The sequence below is a fragment of the Nitrospirillum iridis genome (assembly GCF_014205765.1).
Lineage (GTDB): Bacteria > Pseudomonadota > Alphaproteobacteria > Azospirillales > Azospirillaceae > Nitrospirillum > Nitrospirillum iridis.
The window spans coordinates 132,042-149,613 of record NZ_JACIIZ010000004.1 but is presented as its reverse complement, the minus strand read 5'-3'; the positions used below and the strand labels follow the sequence as shown (position 1 = coordinate 149,613).

At 67.1% G+C, this 17,572-nt stretch carries 18 protein-coding genes; 7 read left to right on the top strand and 11 right to left on the bottom strand.

What is annotated here, in order from left to right:
• Positions 1-127 precede the first annotated feature (127 nt).
• Positions 128-895 (top strand): phytanoyl-CoA dioxygenase family protein, encoded by a 768-nt coding sequence (locus tag FHS74_RS08270; protein ID WP_184799361.1) that lies wholly within the window; start codon positions 128-130, stop codon positions 893-895.
• Between the two features lie 28 nt (positions 896-923).
• Here the strand turns inward: FHS74_RS08270 and FHS74_RS08265 are convergent, their stop codons facing one another.
• Positions 924-2,012, bottom strand: a complete 1,089-nt coding sequence (locus FHS74_RS08265; RefSeq protein ID WP_184799359.1) for a Gfo/Idh/MocA family protein — start codon at positions 2,010-2,012, stop codon at positions 924-926.
• A gap of 25 nt (positions 2,013-2,037) precedes the next feature.
• Entirely contained in the window at positions 2,038-3,120 is a 1,083-nt protein-coding gene (locus FHS74_RS08260; RefSeq protein WP_343066887.1) for an LLM class flavin-dependent oxidoreductase, read from the bottom strand.
• Between the two features lie 136 nt (positions 3,121-3,256).
• On the opposite strand from FHS74_RS08260, the gene FHS74_RS08255 reads away from it, so the two are divergent.
• A complete protein-coding gene (locus tag FHS74_RS08255; RefSeq protein ID WP_184799357.1) occupies positions 3,257-4,180 on the top strand; it encodes a LysR substrate-binding domain-containing protein in 924 nt (307 codons plus the stop codon).
• A 102-nt stretch (positions 4,181-4,282) separates the two neighbouring features.
• Here the strand turns inward: FHS74_RS08255 and FHS74_RS08250 are convergent, their stop codons facing one another.
• A complete protein-coding gene (locus tag FHS74_RS08250) occupies positions 4,283-5,521 on the bottom strand; it encodes an MFS transporter (protein ID WP_184799355.1) in 1,239 nt (412 codons plus the stop codon).
• Between the two features lie 24 nt (positions 5,522-5,545).
• Positions 5,546-7,855 (bottom strand): TonB-dependent receptor, encoded by a 2,310-nt coding sequence (locus tag FHS74_RS08245; protein WP_184799353.1) that lies wholly within the window; start codon positions 7,853-7,855, stop codon positions 5,546-5,548.
• A 385-nt stretch (positions 7,856-8,240) separates the two neighbouring features.
• On the opposite strand from FHS74_RS08245, the gene FHS74_RS08240 reads away from it, so the two are divergent.
• A complete protein-coding gene (locus tag FHS74_RS08240; RefSeq protein ID WP_184799351.1) occupies positions 8,241-8,591 on the top strand; it encodes a cupin domain-containing protein in 351 nt (116 codons plus the stop codon).
• Positions 8,592-8,603: 12 nt separating this feature from the next.
• Here FHS74_RS08240 and FHS74_RS08235 read toward each other — a convergent pair whose 3' ends face one another.
• Both FHS74_RS08235 and FHS74_RS08230 read right to left on the bottom strand, forming a co-directional pair.
• Positions 8,604-9,458, bottom strand: coding sequence for a mechanosensitive ion channel family protein (locus tag FHS74_RS08235; RefSeq protein WP_184799349.1), 855 nt, complete (start codon positions 9,456-9,458; stop codon positions 8,604-8,606).
• 90 nt (positions 9,459-9,548) lie between these two features.
• Positions 9,549-10,460 (bottom strand): transglutaminase-like domain-containing protein, encoded by a 912-nt coding sequence (locus FHS74_RS08230; protein WP_343066886.1) that lies wholly within the window; start codon positions 10,458-10,460, stop codon positions 9,549-9,551.
• A 331-nt stretch (positions 10,461-10,791) separates the two neighbouring features.
• Here FHS74_RS08230 and FHS74_RS30920 point away from each other — a divergent pair, with 331 nt between their 5' ends.
• Positions 10,792-10,926: a hypothetical protein gene (locus tag FHS74_RS30920; protein ID WP_281384627.1), complete on the top strand. Its 135-nt coding sequence runs from the start codon at positions 10,792-10,794 to the stop codon at positions 10,924-10,926.
• Positions 10,927-10,936: 10 nt separating this feature from the next.
• Positions 10,937-11,221, top strand: coding sequence for a hypothetical protein (locus FHS74_RS08225; RefSeq protein ID WP_184799347.1), 285 nt, complete (start codon positions 10,937-10,939; stop codon positions 11,219-11,221).
• A gap of 21 nt (positions 11,222-11,242) precedes the next feature.
• Here FHS74_RS08225 and FHS74_RS08220 read toward each other — a convergent pair whose 3' ends face one another.
• Both FHS74_RS08220 and FHS74_RS08215 read right to left on the bottom strand, forming a co-directional pair.
• The gene (locus FHS74_RS08220) at positions 11,243-12,556 is read right to left on the bottom strand and encodes an NRAMP family divalent metal transporter (protein WP_184799345.1); all 1,314 of its coding nucleotides are present in this window, start codon (positions 12,554-12,556) and stop codon (positions 11,243-11,245) included.
• A gap of 158 nt (positions 12,557-12,714) precedes the next feature.
• A complete protein-coding gene (locus tag FHS74_RS08215) occupies positions 12,715-13,461 on the bottom strand; it encodes a Crp/Fnr family transcriptional regulator (protein WP_184799343.1) in 747 nt (248 codons plus the stop codon).
• Positions 13,462-13,781: 320 nt separating this feature from the next.
• On the opposite strand from FHS74_RS08215, the gene FHS74_RS08210 reads away from it, so the two are divergent.
• Both FHS74_RS08210 and nhaA read left to right on the top strand, forming a co-directional pair.
• Positions 13,782-14,498, top strand: coding sequence for a helix-turn-helix domain-containing protein (locus tag FHS74_RS08210; RefSeq protein ID WP_184799341.1), 717 nt, complete (start codon positions 13,782-13,784; stop codon positions 14,496-14,498).
• A gap of 105 nt (positions 14,499-14,603) precedes the next feature.
• Positions 14,604-15,872 (top strand): Na+/H+ antiporter NhaA, encoded by a 1,269-nt coding sequence (gene nhaA / locus FHS74_RS08205; RefSeq protein WP_343066885.1) that lies wholly within the window; start codon positions 14,604-14,606, stop codon positions 15,870-15,872.
• Positions 15,873-15,895: 23 nt separating this feature from the next.
• On the opposite strand, the gene FHS74_RS08200 is transcribed toward nhaA, so the two are convergent.
• From FHS74_RS08200 to FHS74_RS08190, 3 genes are read right to left on the bottom strand one after another with little or no spacing between them, the layout of a single operon-like run.
• Complete coding sequence (locus FHS74_RS08200) at positions 15,896-16,930, bottom strand: fatty acid desaturase (RefSeq protein ID WP_246462996.1); 1,035 nt, start codon at positions 16,928-16,930, stop codon at positions 15,896-15,898.
• A gap of 48 nt (positions 16,931-16,978) precedes the next feature.
• Positions 16,979-17,152: a DUF3309 family protein gene (locus FHS74_RS08195; RefSeq protein WP_184799337.1), complete on the bottom strand. Its 174-nt coding sequence runs from the start codon at positions 17,150-17,152 to the stop codon at positions 16,979-16,981.
• A gap of 38 nt (positions 17,153-17,190) precedes the next feature.
• Positions 17,191-17,349 carry a DUF3309 family protein gene (locus FHS74_RS08190; protein WP_184799335.1) on the bottom strand — a complete coding sequence of 53 codons (159 nt, stop codon included), beginning with the start codon at positions 17,347-17,349 and terminating at the stop codon, positions 17,191-17,193.
• Positions 17,350-17,572 lie beyond the last annotated feature (223 nt).

Genomic DNA, 17,572 nt, shown 5'->3' with positions numbered 1-17,572 from the left:
AATGTAGGCCATCCCCCCATGCATAGCCTCGCCAAATGAGTGGTGAAATTGATTCGATTGGATTTCCGCCCACCCTGCGGGCACCGTTCCTCCTGAACGGGAGGAAAACATTTCAGGGAATCCGGACATGATGTTTGAGGCGCAGCGGCGGCAATTCGCCGCCGAGGGCTATGCTGTCTTCGACAGGGCGCTGCAGGGCGCGGCACTGGGTTTGCTGCGGGACGAGTGTCAGCGCTTCGTGGCCCTGGAGGACGCGCGGCTGGACGCGCTGGGCGTGGAGGTGGACGGCATCACCCACCGCGGCCGCCGCTATTTCGCCGGCGAATGCCAGCGCCAGCAGCCAACCTTGCGCGCGGTGCTGTTTGGCCAGGTCATGGCCGACATCTGCCGGGCGACCCTGGGACCGGACGCCTATTTCTTCTATGACCAGTTCGTGGTGAAGGGGCCCGACAAGGGCATGGCCTTCAGCTGGCACCAGGACTCCGGCTACATGGCCCACAACGGCGGCCCTGTGGACCACCTACCCTATCTCACCTGCTGGTGCCCGCTGGACGATGCGACGGTGGAGAACGGCACGGTACGCCTGCTGCCCTTCTCCCAGGTGCCGGAAAGCCGCGACGCCATCCTCCCGCATGAGCGCAACCCGGCCAGCCGTGACCTGGTGGCGACGTGGACCGGGCCGGAGGACGGCGTGGTGGTGGAGGTGCCGGCCGGCAGTGTCGTCGCCTTCAGCAGCCGGCTGCTGCACGCCACCGGCGGCAATCACACGCCGAACCTGCGCCGCGTCTATCTGATGCAGTATTCCGCCCTGCCCATCCTGGACCCGGGCGTCGGCCACCTGCGCCGCAACGCCGTGCCGGTGCTGCGCAACGGGCAGCACGTGACCCTGGGCTGAGGGCTGTCCGTACCGGGTGCCGCCCCCCTCACCGCCGCAGTTCGGCCAAGTCCACCGCCCGGCGTTCCCGGGCGCTGAGTTCCGCCGCCGCGCCGATCTCCACGGCGCGGTAGCCGTCCTCCGCCGACACCGCCACCGGAGCGCCGTTCAGGATGGCGTCCAGGAAGGCGCGGTGCTGGAAATACGTGGCGCCATGGTGGCTGCCGGCGGCCAGCGCGGCACCATCCACCGCCACGTGCGTCCGCTCCACCCTTTCCGGCCGGCGGAAGGCGTCGCGCGGGCTGTAGACCAGATCGCCCCGGGGAATGGTGACGTCCAGGCGGGCCTGGTCGCCCACGGCGACGATCTCCTCCTGCTCCTGCGCGCCCTCAGCGAACATGGACAGGTCCAGCAGGGCCCGCACCCCGTTGGCGAAGTCCACCACCGTATAGCTGTTGTCGATGATGTCCGGCGTCTCACCGCCATACCGCTCATCGAGGTGGTTCACGTCCATGGCGCCGGAGCAGTAGACCCGCACCGCCTCCGCCCCCACGGTCAGGCGCATCAGGTCGAAGAAGTGACAGCACTTCTCCACCATCGTGCCGCCGGTGTTGCGGCTGAAACGGTTCCAGTCCCCCACCTTGGTCAGGAAGGGGAAGCGATGCTCCCGCATCGACAGCATGACCAGGCGACCGACGCGGCCGCCATGCACCTGCTCCACGAAGCGGCCCACCGGCGGCATGTAGCGGTATTCCATGCCCACCCAGAACACGCCCTTATGACCGGTCGCGGCGTCCGCCACCCGGGCCGCGTCCCCCAGGCTGGAGCACAGCGGCTTTTCGCACAGGATGTGCAGGCCGGTGCCCAGCAGGGGTTGCAGCACGTCATGGTGGGTGTGGTTGGGGGAGGCGATGATCACGCCATCCAGCTTCCCCTCCCGCACCATCTCCGCCACCGTGCGGTAGGCGGCAACCCCGGCCGCCCGGTCGCCCAGGGCGTCCCGCGCCCAGTCCAGGGACGACGGCGTGGGGTCGACGATGGCCGTCACCGCCACCTCCGGCGACAGCGCCAGGCTGGTGATATGCTCCACCCCCATCATGCCGGTGCCGACGATACCGAAACGCAGACGCGCACTCATCCTTCGCTCACTCCTTGGGAGAACGTCAGCCCAGCGCCAGCGGCGCGTGCGGCAGGTGGGGCAGGACGTGGCGGGCGAACAGGTCGCCCTCCGCCATGTGCGGATATCCGGACAGGATGAAGGCCTCGATGCCCAGCGCCTGATAGGCCCGCAGCTTGGCCAGCACCTGGTCCGGATCCCCGACGATGGCGGCACCGCAGCCGGACCGCGCCCGGCCGATGCCCGTCCACAAATTGTCCTCGACATAGCCGTCGCCGGCCGCCGCCTCGCGCAACTGCGCCTGCTGGCGCACGCCCACGGAGGCATGGTCCAGCGACTTCTGGCGGATGGTGGCGCCCGTGTCCGCATCCAGGCGCGACAGCAGGCGGTCAGCCGCGGCGCGGGCCGCCGTCTCCGTCTCGCGCACCACCACGTGGGCGCGGTAGCCGAAGCGCAGGGTCCGGCCACGCGCCGCCGCCCGCGCCTTCATGTCACGGATGACCGACGCCACCCCGTCCATGGTGTCCGGCCACATCAGGTAGACGTCGGCCCCCTCCGCCGCCGCCTCGCGCGCATCCTCCGACAGGCCGCCGAAGAAGAAGGGCGGCGCCTTGCCGCTGACCGTGCCGATACGCGGCGGGTCCAGCGTCAGGCGATAGAACTCCCCGGCGTGGTCGATGGACTGGCCGTTCAGCAAGGCGCGTAGGATGGCCATCACCTCGGTCGCGCGGCGATAGCGCCGGCCGGACTCCAGCGTCTCGCCCGGCAGGTCGCTGGAGATGATGTTGATGGCCAGGCGCCCGCCCGCCAGGCGGTCCAGCGTCGCCAGCTGGCGCGCTGCCTGCGGCGGCCATAGCTCACCACACCGGATGGCGGTCAGCAGGCGGATGCGCCGGGTCAGCGGCGCGATGGCGCCGGCGAAGGCGATGGTGTCGATGCCCAGGGCGTAGCCGGAGGGCAGCAGGATGGTGTCGTACCCGCCGCTTTCCGCCGACAAGACGATGTCGCGGCAATGCTCGAACGATGATTGCAGGCGGCTGTCGGGCACGCCCAGAAATTCGTAATCGTCATCGCACAGGGCGGAAAACCAGGCGACATCGCATGTCGCCGGCAGGGTCGTCTCGGACACCGCTCAATTCCCTCTGATCGTTGCGCCACTTACCCCACAAGGGGATCGTGAAATCCATCGAATGTACGGTGCCACCGCCGATCCATTCATTCCAATCGAATTGATTTCCCAAATCATCCCAGAATACTATGGATGCATGCAGATACGCCAAATCGAAGCCTTTCGCGCCGTGATGGTCAGCGGCGGCATCACCGCCGCCGCCTCCATGCTGAACATCAGCCAGCCGTCCGTCAGCCGCCTGATCTCCGATCTGGAGCGGTCGGTGGGGTTCGCCCTGTTCGAGCGGCGCGGCCGGCGGCTGGTTCCCACCGAACAGGCCAACAGCTTCTATGAGGCGGTCCGTCAGAGCTTCACGGGCGTGGAGTTGCTGAAGCAGGCGGCGCGGCGCATCCGCGCCCACCCCGTGGGCACCATCCGCGTCGCCGCCCTGGCGGCCCTGGCCGGCGGCATCCTGCCGGCCACGATGGCCCGCTTTCACGCCCAATATCCGGACGTTAAGGTGACGGTGGAATCGCAGGGGCAACGGGGGGTGGAGGACAGGGTGTTCCTGGGCCAGGCGGACCTGGGCCTGGGCGTGGAGGCGCCGTCCCGCCAGGGATTGCGCACCAGCACCCTGGTGCAAGCCGAGTATGTCTGCGTCTTGCCGCCGGGCCATCGCCTGGGCGCCAAGGCCGTCATCGAGGCCGGCGACCTGGCGGGGGAGCGGTTCATCGGCCCCATGCACGAGGCGGACGCCCTGTGGGACGACATCGACCGCATGCTGATGACCGAAGGCGTGGTGGTCGACCGCCTGATCGAGACCCAGCATTCCTTCCCCGCCTATTGCTATGTCGCGGCCGGCCTGGGCATCACCATCGCGGAACCCTTCTCCGCCCCCCTGTTCGCCCAGGTGGGCGTTCAGATTCGGCGCTTCCATCCCCGCGTGGCCTCCAACTTCACCCTGCTGGAACCCACGGCCATCGGCCCCACCCCCGCCCTTGTGGCCCGGTTCCGCCATCTGGTGAAGGAGGTGGCGGCCCAGCACATGGCGACGGTGGAGGGAATGCTGCTTGGTGTCTGAAAACGCCCTCAGTCGCCAGGCGCGGCCATCCGGCCGCTTGGCTTATCCTCAGTTTTCAGTCCGCTTCGCTCCCCGAAAACTTCCGGCGGACGCGGTCGCGTCCTACGACGATGTGAGCCTATGGCTCACGTCGTTGGGTCTATAGGTTCCAGCGGCCGGCCGCAGCACAGGCTGCAACAGGTGTATCCAGCCCAGGGCCAGCAGGTAGGACACCGACGCCAGCGCCAGCATGGGCAGATAGCCGCCGCCCCCCGCCAGCACCCAACCCGTCACCTGCAGGATCAGCATGCCGGCGAGGTTGCCGGACAGGGCGCCCAGGCCGGTCACCATGCCGATGCGCGATGGCGGCACGATGTCGGTGATGATGCCGAACAGGTTGGAGGAAAAGCCCTGGTGCGCCGCCAGGGTCAGGGCCAGTAGGGCCACCGCCGCCCCCAAATTGCCCACCGCCAGGACCAGTGGCACGGGCAGCACGCACAGCCCACAAACGAGCAGGATGGTCTTGCGCGCCCGGTTCATGTCCCAGCCGCCACGCCGGACCAGCCAGCCGTAAGCCGTACCCCCCAGCAGCGAACCGACGGCCGCGGCCAGGTAGATGAGGGCCAGCGGCACCGCCACCCCGGCCATGTCCAGATGGAAAACGCGGGTGAACAGGTCGGGCGCCCAGTACAGCAGGAACCACCACACCTGATCGGACAGCACCTTGCCGCCGGCGATGGCCCAGGTGCGGCGGTCGGCCAGCGCCTCCCGCCATTGGCCCGCGCGCGGGCCAATGGGACTGGCGGAAGCCGTCCCGGCCTCCAGGCCGCCCCGGCGCATGACCAACAGCCAGAGCGCCACCCAGACCAACCCCAGTCCCCCGGTCATAAGGAAGACGGCGCGCCAGCCGACACGCTGGGCAAGGAAGGGGATGACCAGCGGCGTCAGGATGGCCCCGACACTGCCGGCGGCGTTCATGAAACCCAGGGCCGCCGTCCGGCCGGTGGGGCCGAAGGTGGCGGCGATGGTCTTGACCGCGGTCGGCGTGCCCAGCGCCTCCGTCGCCCCCAGCGCCACCCGGGCCGCCAGAAACTGCGGCAAGGTGACGGCGAAAGCGTGGGCCATGGCCGCCAGGCTCCACGAGCCCACCGCCAGGGGGTTGGACCACTTCACCCCCACGACATCGACGAAGCGGCCGGCGAACAGGAAGGCGCAGGCCGCCGCCAGCTGGAAGACGGCGGTCAGCCGGCCATAGTCGGCGTCCGTCCACCCCAGCTCCTGGGACAGCAGGGGCTTCACCAAGGCGATGATCTGGCGATCAGCGTAGTTGAGGATACAGGCGCCCAATATGAGCGCCAGCATCCAACGGCGTCCGGGAAGCACCGGTCAGAAGTCCTTATGCAAGGCCACGCCCCAGTACCGGCTGCCGTCGCGCGGCACCCAGCGCACCACGCCGGCGAGGTTGCCACGCGCGAGATAGGAGGAATAGTGGGTATCGAGGAGGTTCTTCACCAGACCGGTGACCCGCCAGCCCTGATCCTCGCTGGCCAGCGTCACCCCCGCGTTCCAGATGCCATAGGCGCCCTGGATGGTGTCCGGTGTCTGTGTCAGCTGGTACTGCACCTTGCTCTGCCACCGGTAGTCGGTGTCCAACACCAGCTTGAGACCAGAGGACAGCGGCACGGTATAGCTAGCCGCGCTGTCCAGCTTCCAGTCCGGCGCGAAGGGCAAGGGCTGGCCGTCAATGTCGCAGCTGCTGGCCGCCCCCGCCGGGCATTGGAAATGATCCACCCGCGCCTGCGTCCAGGCCAGGGACTGGGTCAGGGTCAGGTTGTCGATAGGCCGGTAGGTGAAATCGGCCTCAACACCCTTGGTCGACACCTGGCCGGCGTTGATCAGGCGGGTGACGATGGCCCCCGCCACGGTGTCGGAGAAATTGGCCTGGTAGTTGTCGAAATTGGTGATGTAGCCGGCCAGGTTGGCCTGCAGGCGCCCACCCAGCAGCTTGGCCTTCACGCCCACCTCATAGCTGTCGGAGGTTTCCGGCTTCAGCGCCAGGGCCGCCGTGGAGGTCATGTTGAAGAAGACGTTGTAGGCCGGGCCCATGTAGCCGCGCGAATAGGTGAAATACGTCGAGACATCCCTGTCCACGTCCCACTGCAGCCCCAGGCGATCCGCGTAGTCGGTGGTACCGGTAGACCCGTTGCTGGCATAGGATGGCTGGATGCCGGTGACCGCCGTGGCGGAGGAGGCCACGCGCTGGAAATGATAGTCCAGGTCGTCATGCACGACCCGGACGCCGGCGATGCCGCGGAAATCCGGCGTGATGTTGATGTTGGCCTCACCAAAGGCGGCATAGTTGTCGCCGGTGGTGCCAAAACGCGAGGTGCCGTTGTTCGACAGGGTGCCACCACCCGACACCTGGGTCACCGCGCGCTGGTAAACCTCGGTGTCGACGGCGTGCATGTAATAGACGCCGGTGACGTAGTCGATCAGACCGCCCTTGGGCGAGGCCAGGCGCAGTTCCTCCGACGTCTGGCTGAACAGCAGATACCCATTGTCCACGACGTTGGGCAGGCCGGTCGACAGCACCGACAGCTGATCATAATCCTGGGACTGGATGTTCTGCCATTTGCGGTAGGCGGTGACGGAGGTCAGCGTGTAGCCGTTCAGGTTCCAGTCCACGGTGGCCGCGATGCCGCCGTTATTGTCCTTGGTCCCGCTGTTGGTGTTGGCGCTGACCTCGGTGTTGTAGGCCGAGGGGTGGATCCCGGCCGCCGCGAGGCTTGCCGCCAAGGGCGCGCTGTTGGTGACGGCGTTGGTCGGATAGGCCGTCTGCGTCGTCCCGGCGAAGACGCCGGTGGGCACGCTGTCGCGGGAGAACAGATAGTCGGCCGCGACCGTCACGGTGACATCGTCATTGGGCGTGAAGCGCAACTTGGTGCGGGCGCCGCTGTGGGTATAGCCGTTGACGGTGTCGCCCGTGGCCTTGTTGGTGACGTTGCCGTCATAGCCGCTGGTCATGGCGGAGATCAGGCCGGTCAGTTTGCCCGGGACCAGGGCGCCGGAAACGCCAGCCTTCACCCGGTATTCATCGCCGCCGCTCAAATAGGCCGCGTCGACATAGCCGTGGGCCTCTTCGGTGGGGTCCTTGGACACGATGTTGATCACACCCGCCGTGGCGTTCTTGCCGAACAGCGTGCCCTGCGGACCACGCAACACCTCCACATGGTCAATGTCCAGCAGATCCAGGGTCGCCTGCCCCGGCCGGGCCAGCACCACCCCGTCCACGACGGTGGAGACCGAGGGTTCCACACCTGGCGATGTGGTAATCGTGCCGATACCGCGGACGAAGATGTTGCGGTCCTTGTTCGACGCGCCGGTCCGGAAATTGAGCGCGGGCACGGCGGTGCTGATGTCCTGGATGTCGTTCAGGATACGGCGTTCCGCCACGTCGCCGCTGAGGACGGAGACGGCGATCGGCACCTGGTCCAGCCGCTCCGGGCGCCGGGTGGCGGTCACCACGATTTCCTGCAGGCCGCTGGCATCGGCCGGGGCTTCATCCGCGATGGCCGGCGAGGCCGCCATGCCGAGCAGCAGGGCGCCGACACCGGCTCCGGCCCACAGGGCCCGCGCGCCAGCACCCACTTGCTGGCCTTTGCCCGGATTGAACGACCGGGACGTTGATTTTTTCATGATCTCCCCACTGCGTAGCTTGCCTGACCACCCAAGGGGCCATGGCGGGCCTGAATGACGGCGCCGCCCCCTGGACACCGAAAGCCGCGTCCAAACCGTTCAATCTGGCATCGGTTAACGAACCATCGGTGTTGAAAAAATCAATTACCGGCTTTGATACGTCAAATTGTAATGATTTCACTATCCATTCATAAATACTATGCGTGTCCGGAATGATGTGGCCTGCCGGCCTGAGGTGCCTGCTCTCCCGGTTCGACAAGGCGGCGGCCGAATCCGTCAGACGGCCGGGCGCCTGACGACGGAACAGGTGTCGACGGAACGGGTTGCGATCCCCGCCCCACGAGGGGAGAATGCCCACCAGAACAAGCTGATGGTGTCGTTTCCCATGGCCGCTGCTGTCCCGCCACTTGGCAATCTACTGGAAGCGTTGCCCCCAGCCGTGGAGGAGGAGCGCTTCACGGATATCCTTTGCCGTCCGGGCTGCCGGATCGAGCGCATCGTCTCCCACGGGCAGACGACACCGATCGACCGTCCCTATCGCCAGGGACATGACGAATGGGTGCTTCTCCTGGCCGGCGCGGCCAAAGTGGACATGGGCGGGCGGGAGACCACGCTCCGGCCCGGGGATCATCTGTTCATCGCGGCGAACGTCAGCCACCGCGTGACGTTCACCGATCCGGATCAGCCGACCGTTTGGCTTGCGGTCCATATCGGGGAGGAGACGGCCGCGACCTAGCGGCCTTCCCGGTCAGTCGGTCGGCGCGCCCGTGGGCAGCCCCGCCCGGTGCAAGGCGCGAATAAGGTCGCTTTTCACGGCCGGGACGACGTCATCAGCGGTGGCGAACCCGACAACGACGTCAAGGGCCCGCTGGTCACCGGTCCGATCAAACAGTACGGTCGGCGCCGGGATGGCGAGGATGCGCTGATCGGCCATCGCGAGCCGCCGCACCGCCTCGGCCACGCCATCAAGATCGCTGGTTTCCGGAATGCGGAAGCGCAGTTCACCGGCATGGGGCGGTGCCGCGTGGATGCTCATGTTACGCAGCGCCTGCCCCCAAACGCCGTTGTTGGGGATGATGATCTGAATTTGGTCGTCGGAGATGAGTTCCGTCCAGAACAGCGAGAGGTCGCGCACGGTACCTGTCACGCCGCCGACCTGCACCTTGTCGCCGATCTTGAAGGGCCGGAAGATCAGCAACATGACCCCGGCCGCGAGACTGGACAGCGTGCCCTGAAGAGCCAGGCCGATCGCGAGGCCGGCGGCACCGATGACCGCGACCAGGCTGGCCGTCTGAATACCGAACTGGGCAAGCACGGCCAACACGGTGAGCGTCAACACCGCATAGCGGGCGAGACTGCTGAAGAAGCCGCGCAGCATGGCATCGAACTGGGGGGTGCGCGCCAGCAGCGTCGCGACCATCCCGCCAACCTTGCCCGAGAGCCACAATCCCGCCAGCAGGATCAGAACCGCCGCCAGCAGGTTGACCCCGTTGGTCACGACCCACGGCACAAGCGCGTTGAGGCTCACCAGGACGGCCTGGGTCTTCTGGTCCACCGAATTGAGTACGGGGACATCCGCCAAGGCGGTGAGGGTCGGGTGCATGCACAGTCTCCGTCCAGCAATTTGCGCAGGGAGGAGATTAAGGGAGGATACGCCGTTCCACCAGCCTTGGCGGATCGGCCGCCCCGGGGGTCAGACCGGCGCGGCGGCGGACGCCGCGACCTCTTCGACCGTCACCTGGAAGCCCGCGAGGGTGTGTTGACCGAAGGTCAGCGACAGCGGCACGTCCGCGGCGTCGCGGCCCCGGGCGATCAAAATCCGGCCGATGCGCGGATCATTGTTGCGCGGGTCGAAAACGTGCCAGCGGCCCCCGGACGGGCCGTCCAGAAACACCTCGATCCAGGCGGCGAAGTCCTGGGGGGCGTGGGGCTGCGGCAGACCGATATCGCTGATGTACCCGGTGCAGTAGCGCGCGGGGATGTTCAGGCAACGGCAGAAGGTCAGCGCCAGATGCGCGTAGTCGCGGCAGACGCCGCGCCTTTCCTCAAAGGCCTCGGCCGCCGTGCGCGTGGCCCGGGAATGTTCATAGCCGAAGGTGATGTGGCCATGCACATAGTCGCAAATGGCCTGCACCCGCGCCCAACCCGGCGGCACCTGCCCGAACAGCTTCCAGGCGATCTCCGACAAACGATCGGTTTCGCAGTAGCGGCTGCCCAGGAGAAACACCAGCGTTTCCGGGGTCAGGTCCGGAATGGCGACTTCGCGCGCGCTGGGATCGGGCGTTTCCCATTGGCCGCTGTCGCGGATGATACCCATGGTCTGGATGGTGAACCGGCCGGCCGGCGCCACCAGCCGCGTGCACCAGTTGCCGAAGGCGTCGTGATATCCGGTGACGGGCACTGCGGGCGTCGTCACCACCGTGTCCGGTTGCGTGAGATCCGCCACCCGTGAGGCGTGGACGGTCAGCATCAGGATCATGGGCGTGACCTGCGCCAATTCATAGGTCATCAGGCAGCCGACGCGAATTTCCACCAAGCACTCTCCCGCCGGGATGCCGATCACCGTCACGGAAGACAATCCCCCGCCGGTATGCCCCGGGAGCATGGGCGCACGCCCACTCCCACGCAATGGTTATTCCGCCGCCCACAGCCATGCCCCCGTATCGTCACCGCCCGGCAGCGATGCCAAAGCGCCGCCCAGGCTCGACGAGTGACTATTTTCACGCCGACGTTGGCCGTTCCTTCCCCGATAATTTTCATTTTATTTCGGCGCCCAATAATAAAATAAATATACGATTTGATTAAATATTAATACACGAGCAGAGTGGACTAGCTAGGTCGCACCAAATTTATTTGGCGTGACCTCCACCTTCCGAACATACACAGGCGCAACCCTGTAAGGCGTTGGCTTTGTTTTTAAATCAGGAGATTTTGATATGAGCAAGGATCGGAAACACGGCAATCGGGAAGTCCGTAAGCCGAAGATGGTCAAGTCGCCGGCCGCCAGCGCGCCCCCGGCGACCATCAAAGGCATCCTGGAGCCCGCGACCGCCACCAAGAAGAAGGGTTAGGCGGTCGGCCATGGCGACCCGGACGACGGAAACCACCGTCACCTTCCGCCACGCCTTCCGGCTGGCGCCCCTTGACGAGTTACAGCCCGCGGGAACCTATCAGGTGTCCGTGGAGGAGGAGAGCATCGACGCCCTCTCCTTCCTGGCGTTTCGCCGTGCCGCCACCTTGCTGCATCTTCCCGCGCTGGCGACCGCCAGCGGCGTGCGCCAGACCGTGCCGGTCGATCCCCAGGACCTGGCCAACGCGCTGGACGACGATAAGGCGCGGGTGGTCCCGGTGGACGCCGCCGGATAAGCGCCCGCCGGCTGTCGGGGGTCAGAACCGGAAAAGCCAGGCCGCCATCATGGCGGCCACGGTGACTGCCATGACCACGGTCGCGGCCCACCCCAGCACCTGGAGAGGACGGGGCAAGGTGAAGCGGCCCATGATGTCGGCGCGCATGGACAGATTCATGATGGCCACCATCACCGGCACAGCGACCACCCCATTCAACACCGCGCTCCAGTACAAGGCCTTGACCGGGTCTATGGCGGTGAAATTCAGGCCGACGCCCACCGCCGTCGCGGCGGCGACCACGGCATAGAACGCCTTGGCGCGGGACCATAGCCGGGCGAGGCCGACATGCCAGGAGAACAGTTCGCCCACCGCATAGGCCGCCGACCCGGAAAGGGCCGGCAGGGTCAGCAGGCCCGTCCCGATGATGCCCGTGGCGAACACGGCGAAAGTGAAGCGCCCGGCGACGGCGCGCAGCGCCTCGGCCGCCTCGGATGAGGTCTGAATGTCCGTCTGGCCGTGGGCGTGCAACGTGGCCGCCGTCGTCACGACGATGAAAAACGCGATGATGTTGGACAGCGCCATGCCCAGATAGGTGTCGGCGCGGATACGGGCGAACGCGGCCCGCGCCTGTTCCGGCGCCCGGATCAGGGGCCGGGCCCCCGCCCTTTCCTTTTCCCCCTCCACCTCCTGCTCCGCCTGCCAGAAGAACAGATAGGGGCTGATGGTGGTGCCCAGGACGGCGACCACAGCCATGATGTAGCTGGGCTGCGCCGACAGCGGCGGCCAGATGACGGCCCATCCGACCTCGGCCCACGGCACGTCGACGACAAAGGCGCAGATGACGTAGCTGAACAGGGACAGGCACAGCCATTTCAGGATGGCGACATAGGTGGCATAGCGGGTGAACACCTCCACCACCACCGAGACCACACCGAACAGGCAGACATAGGCCAGGGCGGGACCGCCGATGAGGAGCTTGAGGGCCGCCCCCATGGCCCCCAGATCCGCCCCCAGATTGATGACGTTGGCCACCAGCAAAATGGCCACCAGCCCGCCCGACAGCCAGCCGGGGTAATGGCGCCGCAGATTGCCGGCGATGCCGAAGCCGGTGACCCGGCCGACGCGCGCGCTGATTTCCTGAATCCCCGCCATCAAGGGATAGCTGAACAACAAGGTCCAGGCCAGGCCATAGCCGAATTGAGCGCCCACCTGCGAATAGGTCGCGATGCCGCTGGGATCGTCATCCGAGGCGCCGGTGATCAGGCCGGGCCCCAGAATTCCGCCCCACCCCGCTTCCACCGGCGGCGTCTGGACGGCGGCGGATTCCGGCGCCGCCCCGCCTTCAGCCGTCATGTCAGAGCCCCACGCGCGTCGTCAAGGCTTACGATCATGTTTCCAAACGCCCCCAAATGGCTTCCCCTACCCAGGGAAGCGTCCACGTGATTCCGAGAAGAGATCGCCGGACGGCAGGATAGTCGACGGCCGGTGAAAAGGGCAGCATCGGAAATCCCTTAACGGGGCGTCTTGCCAGCCGCCAGGGCGGCCAGCCCATCCGGGTTGGTGATCCGGACGTGCCGCCTGTCGCGAAACCGCACGACACCATCGTCCGCCAGCCGGCGGAAGGCCCGGCTGACCGCTTCCGGCGACGTGCCGATATAGGCGGCGATATCCGATCGGTCCATGGGCAGATACAGGTCCCAATCACCCTCCCCCATTCCTTGGGCCCGCGCCAGCAGGCGCGACAGGAAGCCCGCCAGCCGGCCGGCGGCGTCCAGGCGCCTCAGGATCAGGGCATGCTCGCGCGCCTCGCGCACCTCCCGGCACAGGGTCTGCCGGATCAGCAGATTGAATTCCAGGAAGGCGTCCTGATGAAGCGACCTTTCCAGGAGGACGCTTGGATATCGATAAGCGGTGACCGCACTCCCCGCCGAAGCGGCGACGGCGTGGGTCGTCTGGTCGGTGACCCCCAGCAGGTCCCCGGCGAACAGAAAGGCGAGGATGGGCCTTTTCCCGTCGGGCAGGACTTTGTGGATTTTCACCATGCCGGTGATGATGGCGAACATCGCATCGGCCCGGCTGTCGTCACCGTAGAGTTCCTCGCCCTTTTCGAAGCGCACCACCAGCGCCACCTGGGCCAGCCAGCGCCATCCCGGCCTGGAGGGAGAGGCGGAGCCGCCGCCCGGCCAAACGGGTGGTGGTGGTCGCCCCCCTTCCGGCCGGGGCCGTCGTTTCAACGGGGCCTGGGTGACTGTCATCATCCCGCCCCCCGCGTTCCAGGGCCTGGGCACCGGGGGCCTGGGCACCGGGGGCCGAGGTATCGGGGGCCGAGGTATCGCGGGAAAGAAGGGCCGGTGCCCCACACACCCGGAAATCCACCCGGTTCTTGATCGGGGTCAAGAAAGGACGGGGGCGGTTGGATTGCCCGCCGAACCGTTGATGCGGCACTGTTGGGGAACGGTGTGGGCGCACGCCCCTCCACGGCCCCCGCGTACGCATCCAGGGGCCCCATCCCTTCCCAGCGATGCGGATATGGGCCACGCGGCGGTCGCGGCCCCCAAAGGATGAAAGGTGCGCCCCCATGTCGACAGACATCGTGACCTCGCACAACGCGGCGGTGGCCAGCAAAGCGTGGATACGCCCCGCCAACGTCGGCGCCCCGGAGAGGTCCGACGCGATGGCCCGGGAGGTGTCGGCCCAGGGCGGCCGACCGATACCCATCATCATCGGACGCGGCCAAGCCCTGTTCCAAGAAGGCGACCCGGCTGGCTTTTTCTACCATGTGCTGAATGGCACCCTGCGCAGCTCGCGCATCCTCCTGGACGGCCGCCGCCATATCAGCGAGTTCCACATGGTGGGCGATTTCTTCGGATTTGGCGGTGCCGACCGCCATGCCAATTCCGCCGAGGCGGTGATCGACACGACGGTAGCGCCCTATCCCCGCGCCTTGCTCGACGGCTTCCCGGTGGGCAAGAAGCACCTGATGCACACCCTGCTGGCCGACATGACGCGGCGGCTGGCCAAGGCGCAACGGCAAGTCATGCTGCTGGGCCGCAAGACGGCGGATGAACGGGTCGCGGCGTTCCTGCTGGAGATGGCGGTGCGATCGGGATCGGAAATCAATGTCCACCTGCCCATGTCGCGCGGCGACATCGCCGATCACCTGGGCCTGACCACGGAGACCATCAGCCGCACCTTGACCAAGTTGCATGGCCTGGGACTGATCGCGCGGCGGGCGGCGGCGGACATCGATCTTATCGACCGGCCAGCCTTGGTGAGATTGGCCGAGGCGGAATAGCGTCCCGTCGCCAGCCCCCCGATCAGCCCCGGCGAGTCCCAAGGAAAGGAGCACAGCCTGCCTAACAATTCGCTGGAACGGTTGCCGACGGAACCGGCGGACCGGGTGACCAAACCCTTCATGCGCTTCCTGCGCATCGAGGCCCTGGCCGGCGGCGCCCTGCTGTTCTGCGCGGCGCTGGCCTTGATCCTGTCCAACACCACGGCGGGGGCCCGCTTCATGGCGGTGTGGCAACTGCATGTCGGCATTCGCCTGGGGGACATCGACTATGGCCGGACGGTGAAACAATGGATCAACGACGGCCTGATGACCTTGTTCTTCTTCACCGGCGCCTTGGAATTGAAGCGCGAGATGGTGCTGGGGGACTTGAGCAGCCCACGGCTGGCCACGCTGTCCCTGGCCGGGGCCCTGGGTGGCATGGTGGTCCCGGCGGGCCTGTTCCTGGCCCTTGAGCATGGCGCCACCGGGGCGCAGGGCTGGGGGACCGTCATGGCGACCGACACCGCCCTGATGATCGGCTGCCTGGCCCTTCTGGGAAGCCGCATCCCCCTGACCTTGCGGCTGTTCCTGCTGTCGCTCGCCATTTTCGACGACATCGGCGCCATCCTGGTGGTGGCCATCGGCTATGGCGAGACCGTGAACTGGCTGGCCTTGGGACTGGCGGGACTGGGCCTGGCGGCGGTTTCGATGATCGCCTGGCTGGGGATCCGCGGCATCCCGGTCTATTGCGCCCTGGGAGTGGGGGTCTGGCTGGCGGTGGACGCGTCCGGCATCCATCCCACCCTGACGGGGGTGGCGCTGGGCCTCATGACGCCGGCGCGCAGCTGGGTCAGCGACCGCCGATTGCACGCCATCCTGAAACGGATCACGGCGCGGCCGCCCGGCGACCACGACACCGGTGACGGCACCAGCACGCAGGACCTGCAGCGGGCCGTCGTCGCCACGCGTGAAGCCCAATCGCCCATCGAACGCCTGGAAATGTTGCTTCATCCCTGGGTCGCCTTCGCCATCATGCCGCTGTTCGCCCTGGCGAACGCCGGCCTTCCCATCTTTCCCGACCGGGTCAGCGGCACCATGACCCTGGCGATCCTGGTGGGGTTCGTCGTGGGCAAGCCGCTGGGTGTCACCGTGTTCAGCGCCCTGGCCGTGGCGGCGCGCCTCGCCATCCGGCCACCGGACCTTTCCTGGGCCATACTGGCGGCCGGCAGCCTATTGACCGGCATCGGCTTCACCATGGCGCTGCTGATCGCCGAGCTGGCGTTTGGCCCCGACCTGCTCAACTCCGCCAAGCTGGGCATCCTGGGGGCCTCGATCCTGTCGGCGACCAACGGGCTGCTGGTCCTGTGGTGGCTCACCCGCCATCGGCGCACCTGATCCGGCTCCTCAGCGCCAACCCGTCAGCGCCGATCCGGCGCGGTGCGCTTGGGGAAGGGCACCATGCGGCCGCCCGCCTCGTCCCACAGCGCCGCCCGCCAGGCCCGCAGGCCTTGCCACGGCGTCAGGACATGGGCCGTCCCCAGCGCCGGGATGGCGTCGTGGCAGGCCTCCAGGCGATAGTTCGGGATGCGGGAATTGAGGTGGTGGACATGGTGGAAACCGATATTGCCGGTGAACCATTGCAGAAGGCGGGGCAGGGTCAGGTGGGAACTGCCCCGCAAGGCCGCGGACACGGGATCCCATGCCCCCTGCCGCGCCCATAGCGCCTGTTCAAAGCGGTGCTGGATCGAAAACAGCCAGACGCCGGCGGTGGCGGCGATGACGAGGATCGGGCCCTGGACCAGGGCCACGGCCGTGAAGCCCAGCGCCATCCCCAGCCCGCCGTACAGCAGCAGCAGCGCCAGATTGGTCAGATGCACCGCGCGCCGCTCCCGGCGCCAGTCGGGCGGCGTATCGAACGGCAGGCGGTACAGCACCAGGAAGATCAGCGGTGGCAGAACGCCCCAGGCGACCAGGGGATGCTGCAATATCCGCTGCACCCGCCGCCGCAGGGGGGACAGGCGCTGGAATTCCGCCAGCGTCAGGCAGCCGGAATAGATGTCGCTGCCGGAAAAGCGGCGGTCCAGGTTGTTCCAGTGGCTATGATGCCCGGCATGCTGGCGCCGCCACATCAGGTAGGGGGTCAGGGTGATCAGGCTGCACAGCATGCCCACCACCCGGTTGGCCCAGCGCGACCGGAAGAACGAGCCGTGCCCGCAGTCGTGCTGGATGATGAACACGCGCACAAAAAAGCCCGCCGCCGGAACCGCCAGGGCCAAGGTCAGCAGATAGGATCGGTCGAGGCTGGCGTACATCAGCGCGCACAGCGCCAGGAACGGGGGAACGGAGGTCGCCAACTGTCCCAGGCTGCGCCAAAGGCTGGTCCCCTCATAAGCCCGGGTGGCCTGGCGCAGCGTGGCGCGGTCGGACGGGACGGCATGGTCGTCAGTGGTCAATGGTCTCATATCCTCGGCGTTCGGCGGCGGCTTTCGCGGTCGCGATCTTCACAGGTTGGCCATGACCAGCAGGGCCACGCTCAGCACCAGGATGACGCCCAGGCCGCCGCTCAACCCGCCACTGGGATGGTATGCCCAGTTCGCGGCGGTGAACGGCCGCAGGGGCACGGCGTGGACAAGGAAGGCCGCCAGGAGAACCAGCAGGATGATGCCCAAGTTCATGACAGGGGCCTCCCGTTCAAGAAAATCCGCTCCGCGCCCTAGATGCGGCCCACGAGCAAAAGGACCAGGACGATGATGACCACCAGGCCCAGGCCCCCGCTGGGGTAATACCCCCAGGAAGCGCTGTGCGACCATCGCGGCAAGGCCCCGATCAGCAGCAACACCAGGACGATCAGCAGAATGGTACCGAGGCTCATGACACGAACTCCTGAAGGGATGGCGCCGGGTTGACCACCCGGGCGGCCCCTTGATGGTGTTGGGGCACAGCCTGGACAGCCGGAGGGGACAAACGGGCATCGCGTGCCCCGGCCCCACCCGCCTGCCCCAGTTCCACGACCAGCGCTGGAACGAAACCCTGGGATGATGGTGAAGGATAAGGCCCGCCACCGCCCGGCGGTAGAATCGGAAATTACCTACGGT

What these genes read in the sequence shown, in the direction of transcription:
- FHS74_RS08270 (WP_184799361.1), top strand. Translation starts at nt 128, where the DNA reads ATGATGTTTGAGGCGCAGCGGCGGCAATTCGCCGCCGAGGGCTATGCT.
- FHS74_RS08265 (WP_184799359.1), bottom strand. Translation starts at nt 2,012, where the DNA reads ATGAGTGCGCGTCTGCGTTTCGGTATCGTCGGCACCGGCATGATGGGG.
- FHS74_RS08255 (WP_184799357.1), top strand. Translation starts at nt 3,257, where the DNA reads ATGCAGATACGCCAAATCGAAGCCTTTCGCGCCGTGATGGTCAGCGGC.
- FHS74_RS08250 (WP_184799355.1), bottom strand. Translation starts at nt 5,521, where the DNA reads ATGCTGGCGCTCATATTGGGCGCCTGTATCCTCAACTACGCTGATCGC.
- FHS74_RS08245 (WP_184799353.1), bottom strand. Translation starts at nt 7,855, where the DNA reads ATGAAAAAATCAACGTCCCGGTCGTTCAATCCGGGCAAAGGCCAGCAA.
- FHS74_RS08240 (WP_184799351.1), top strand. Translation starts at nt 8,241, where the DNA reads ATGGCCGCTGCTGTCCCGCCACTTGGCAATCTACTGGAAGCGTTGCCC.
- FHS74_RS08235 (WP_184799349.1), bottom strand. Translation starts at nt 9,458, where the DNA reads ATGCACCCGACCCTCACCGCCTTGGCGGATGTCCCCGTACTCAATTCG.
- FHS74_RS08230 (WP_343066886.1), bottom strand. Translation starts at nt 10,460, where the DNA reads ATGCTCCCGGGGCATACCGGCGGGGGATTGTCTTCCGTGACGGTGATC.
- FHS74_RS30920 (WP_281384627.1), top strand. Translation starts at nt 10,792, where the DNA reads ATGAGCAAGGATCGGAAACACGGCAATCGGGAAGTCCGTAAGCCGAAG.
- FHS74_RS08225 (WP_184799347.1), top strand. Translation starts at nt 10,937, where the DNA reads ATGGCGACCCGGACGACGGAAACCACCGTCACCTTCCGCCACGCCTTC.
- FHS74_RS08220 (WP_184799345.1), bottom strand. Translation starts at nt 12,556, where the DNA reads ATGACGGCTGAAGGCGGGGCGGCGCCGGAATCCGCCGCCGTCCAGACG.
- FHS74_RS08215 (WP_184799343.1), bottom strand. Translation starts at nt 13,461, where the DNA reads ATGATGACAGTCACCCAGGCCCCGTTGAAACGACGGCCCCGGCCGGAA.
- FHS74_RS08210 (WP_184799341.1), top strand. Translation starts at nt 13,782, where the DNA reads ATGTCGACAGACATCGTGACCTCGCACAACGCGGCGGTGGCCAGCAAA.
- FHS74_RS08195 (WP_184799337.1), bottom strand. Translation starts at nt 17,152, where the DNA reads ATGAACTTGGGCATCATCCTGCTGGTTCTCCTGGCGGCCTTCCTTGTC.
- FHS74_RS08190 (WP_184799335.1), bottom strand. Translation starts at nt 17,349, where the DNA reads ATGAGCCTCGGTACCATTCTGCTGATCGTCCTGGTGTTGCTGCTGATC.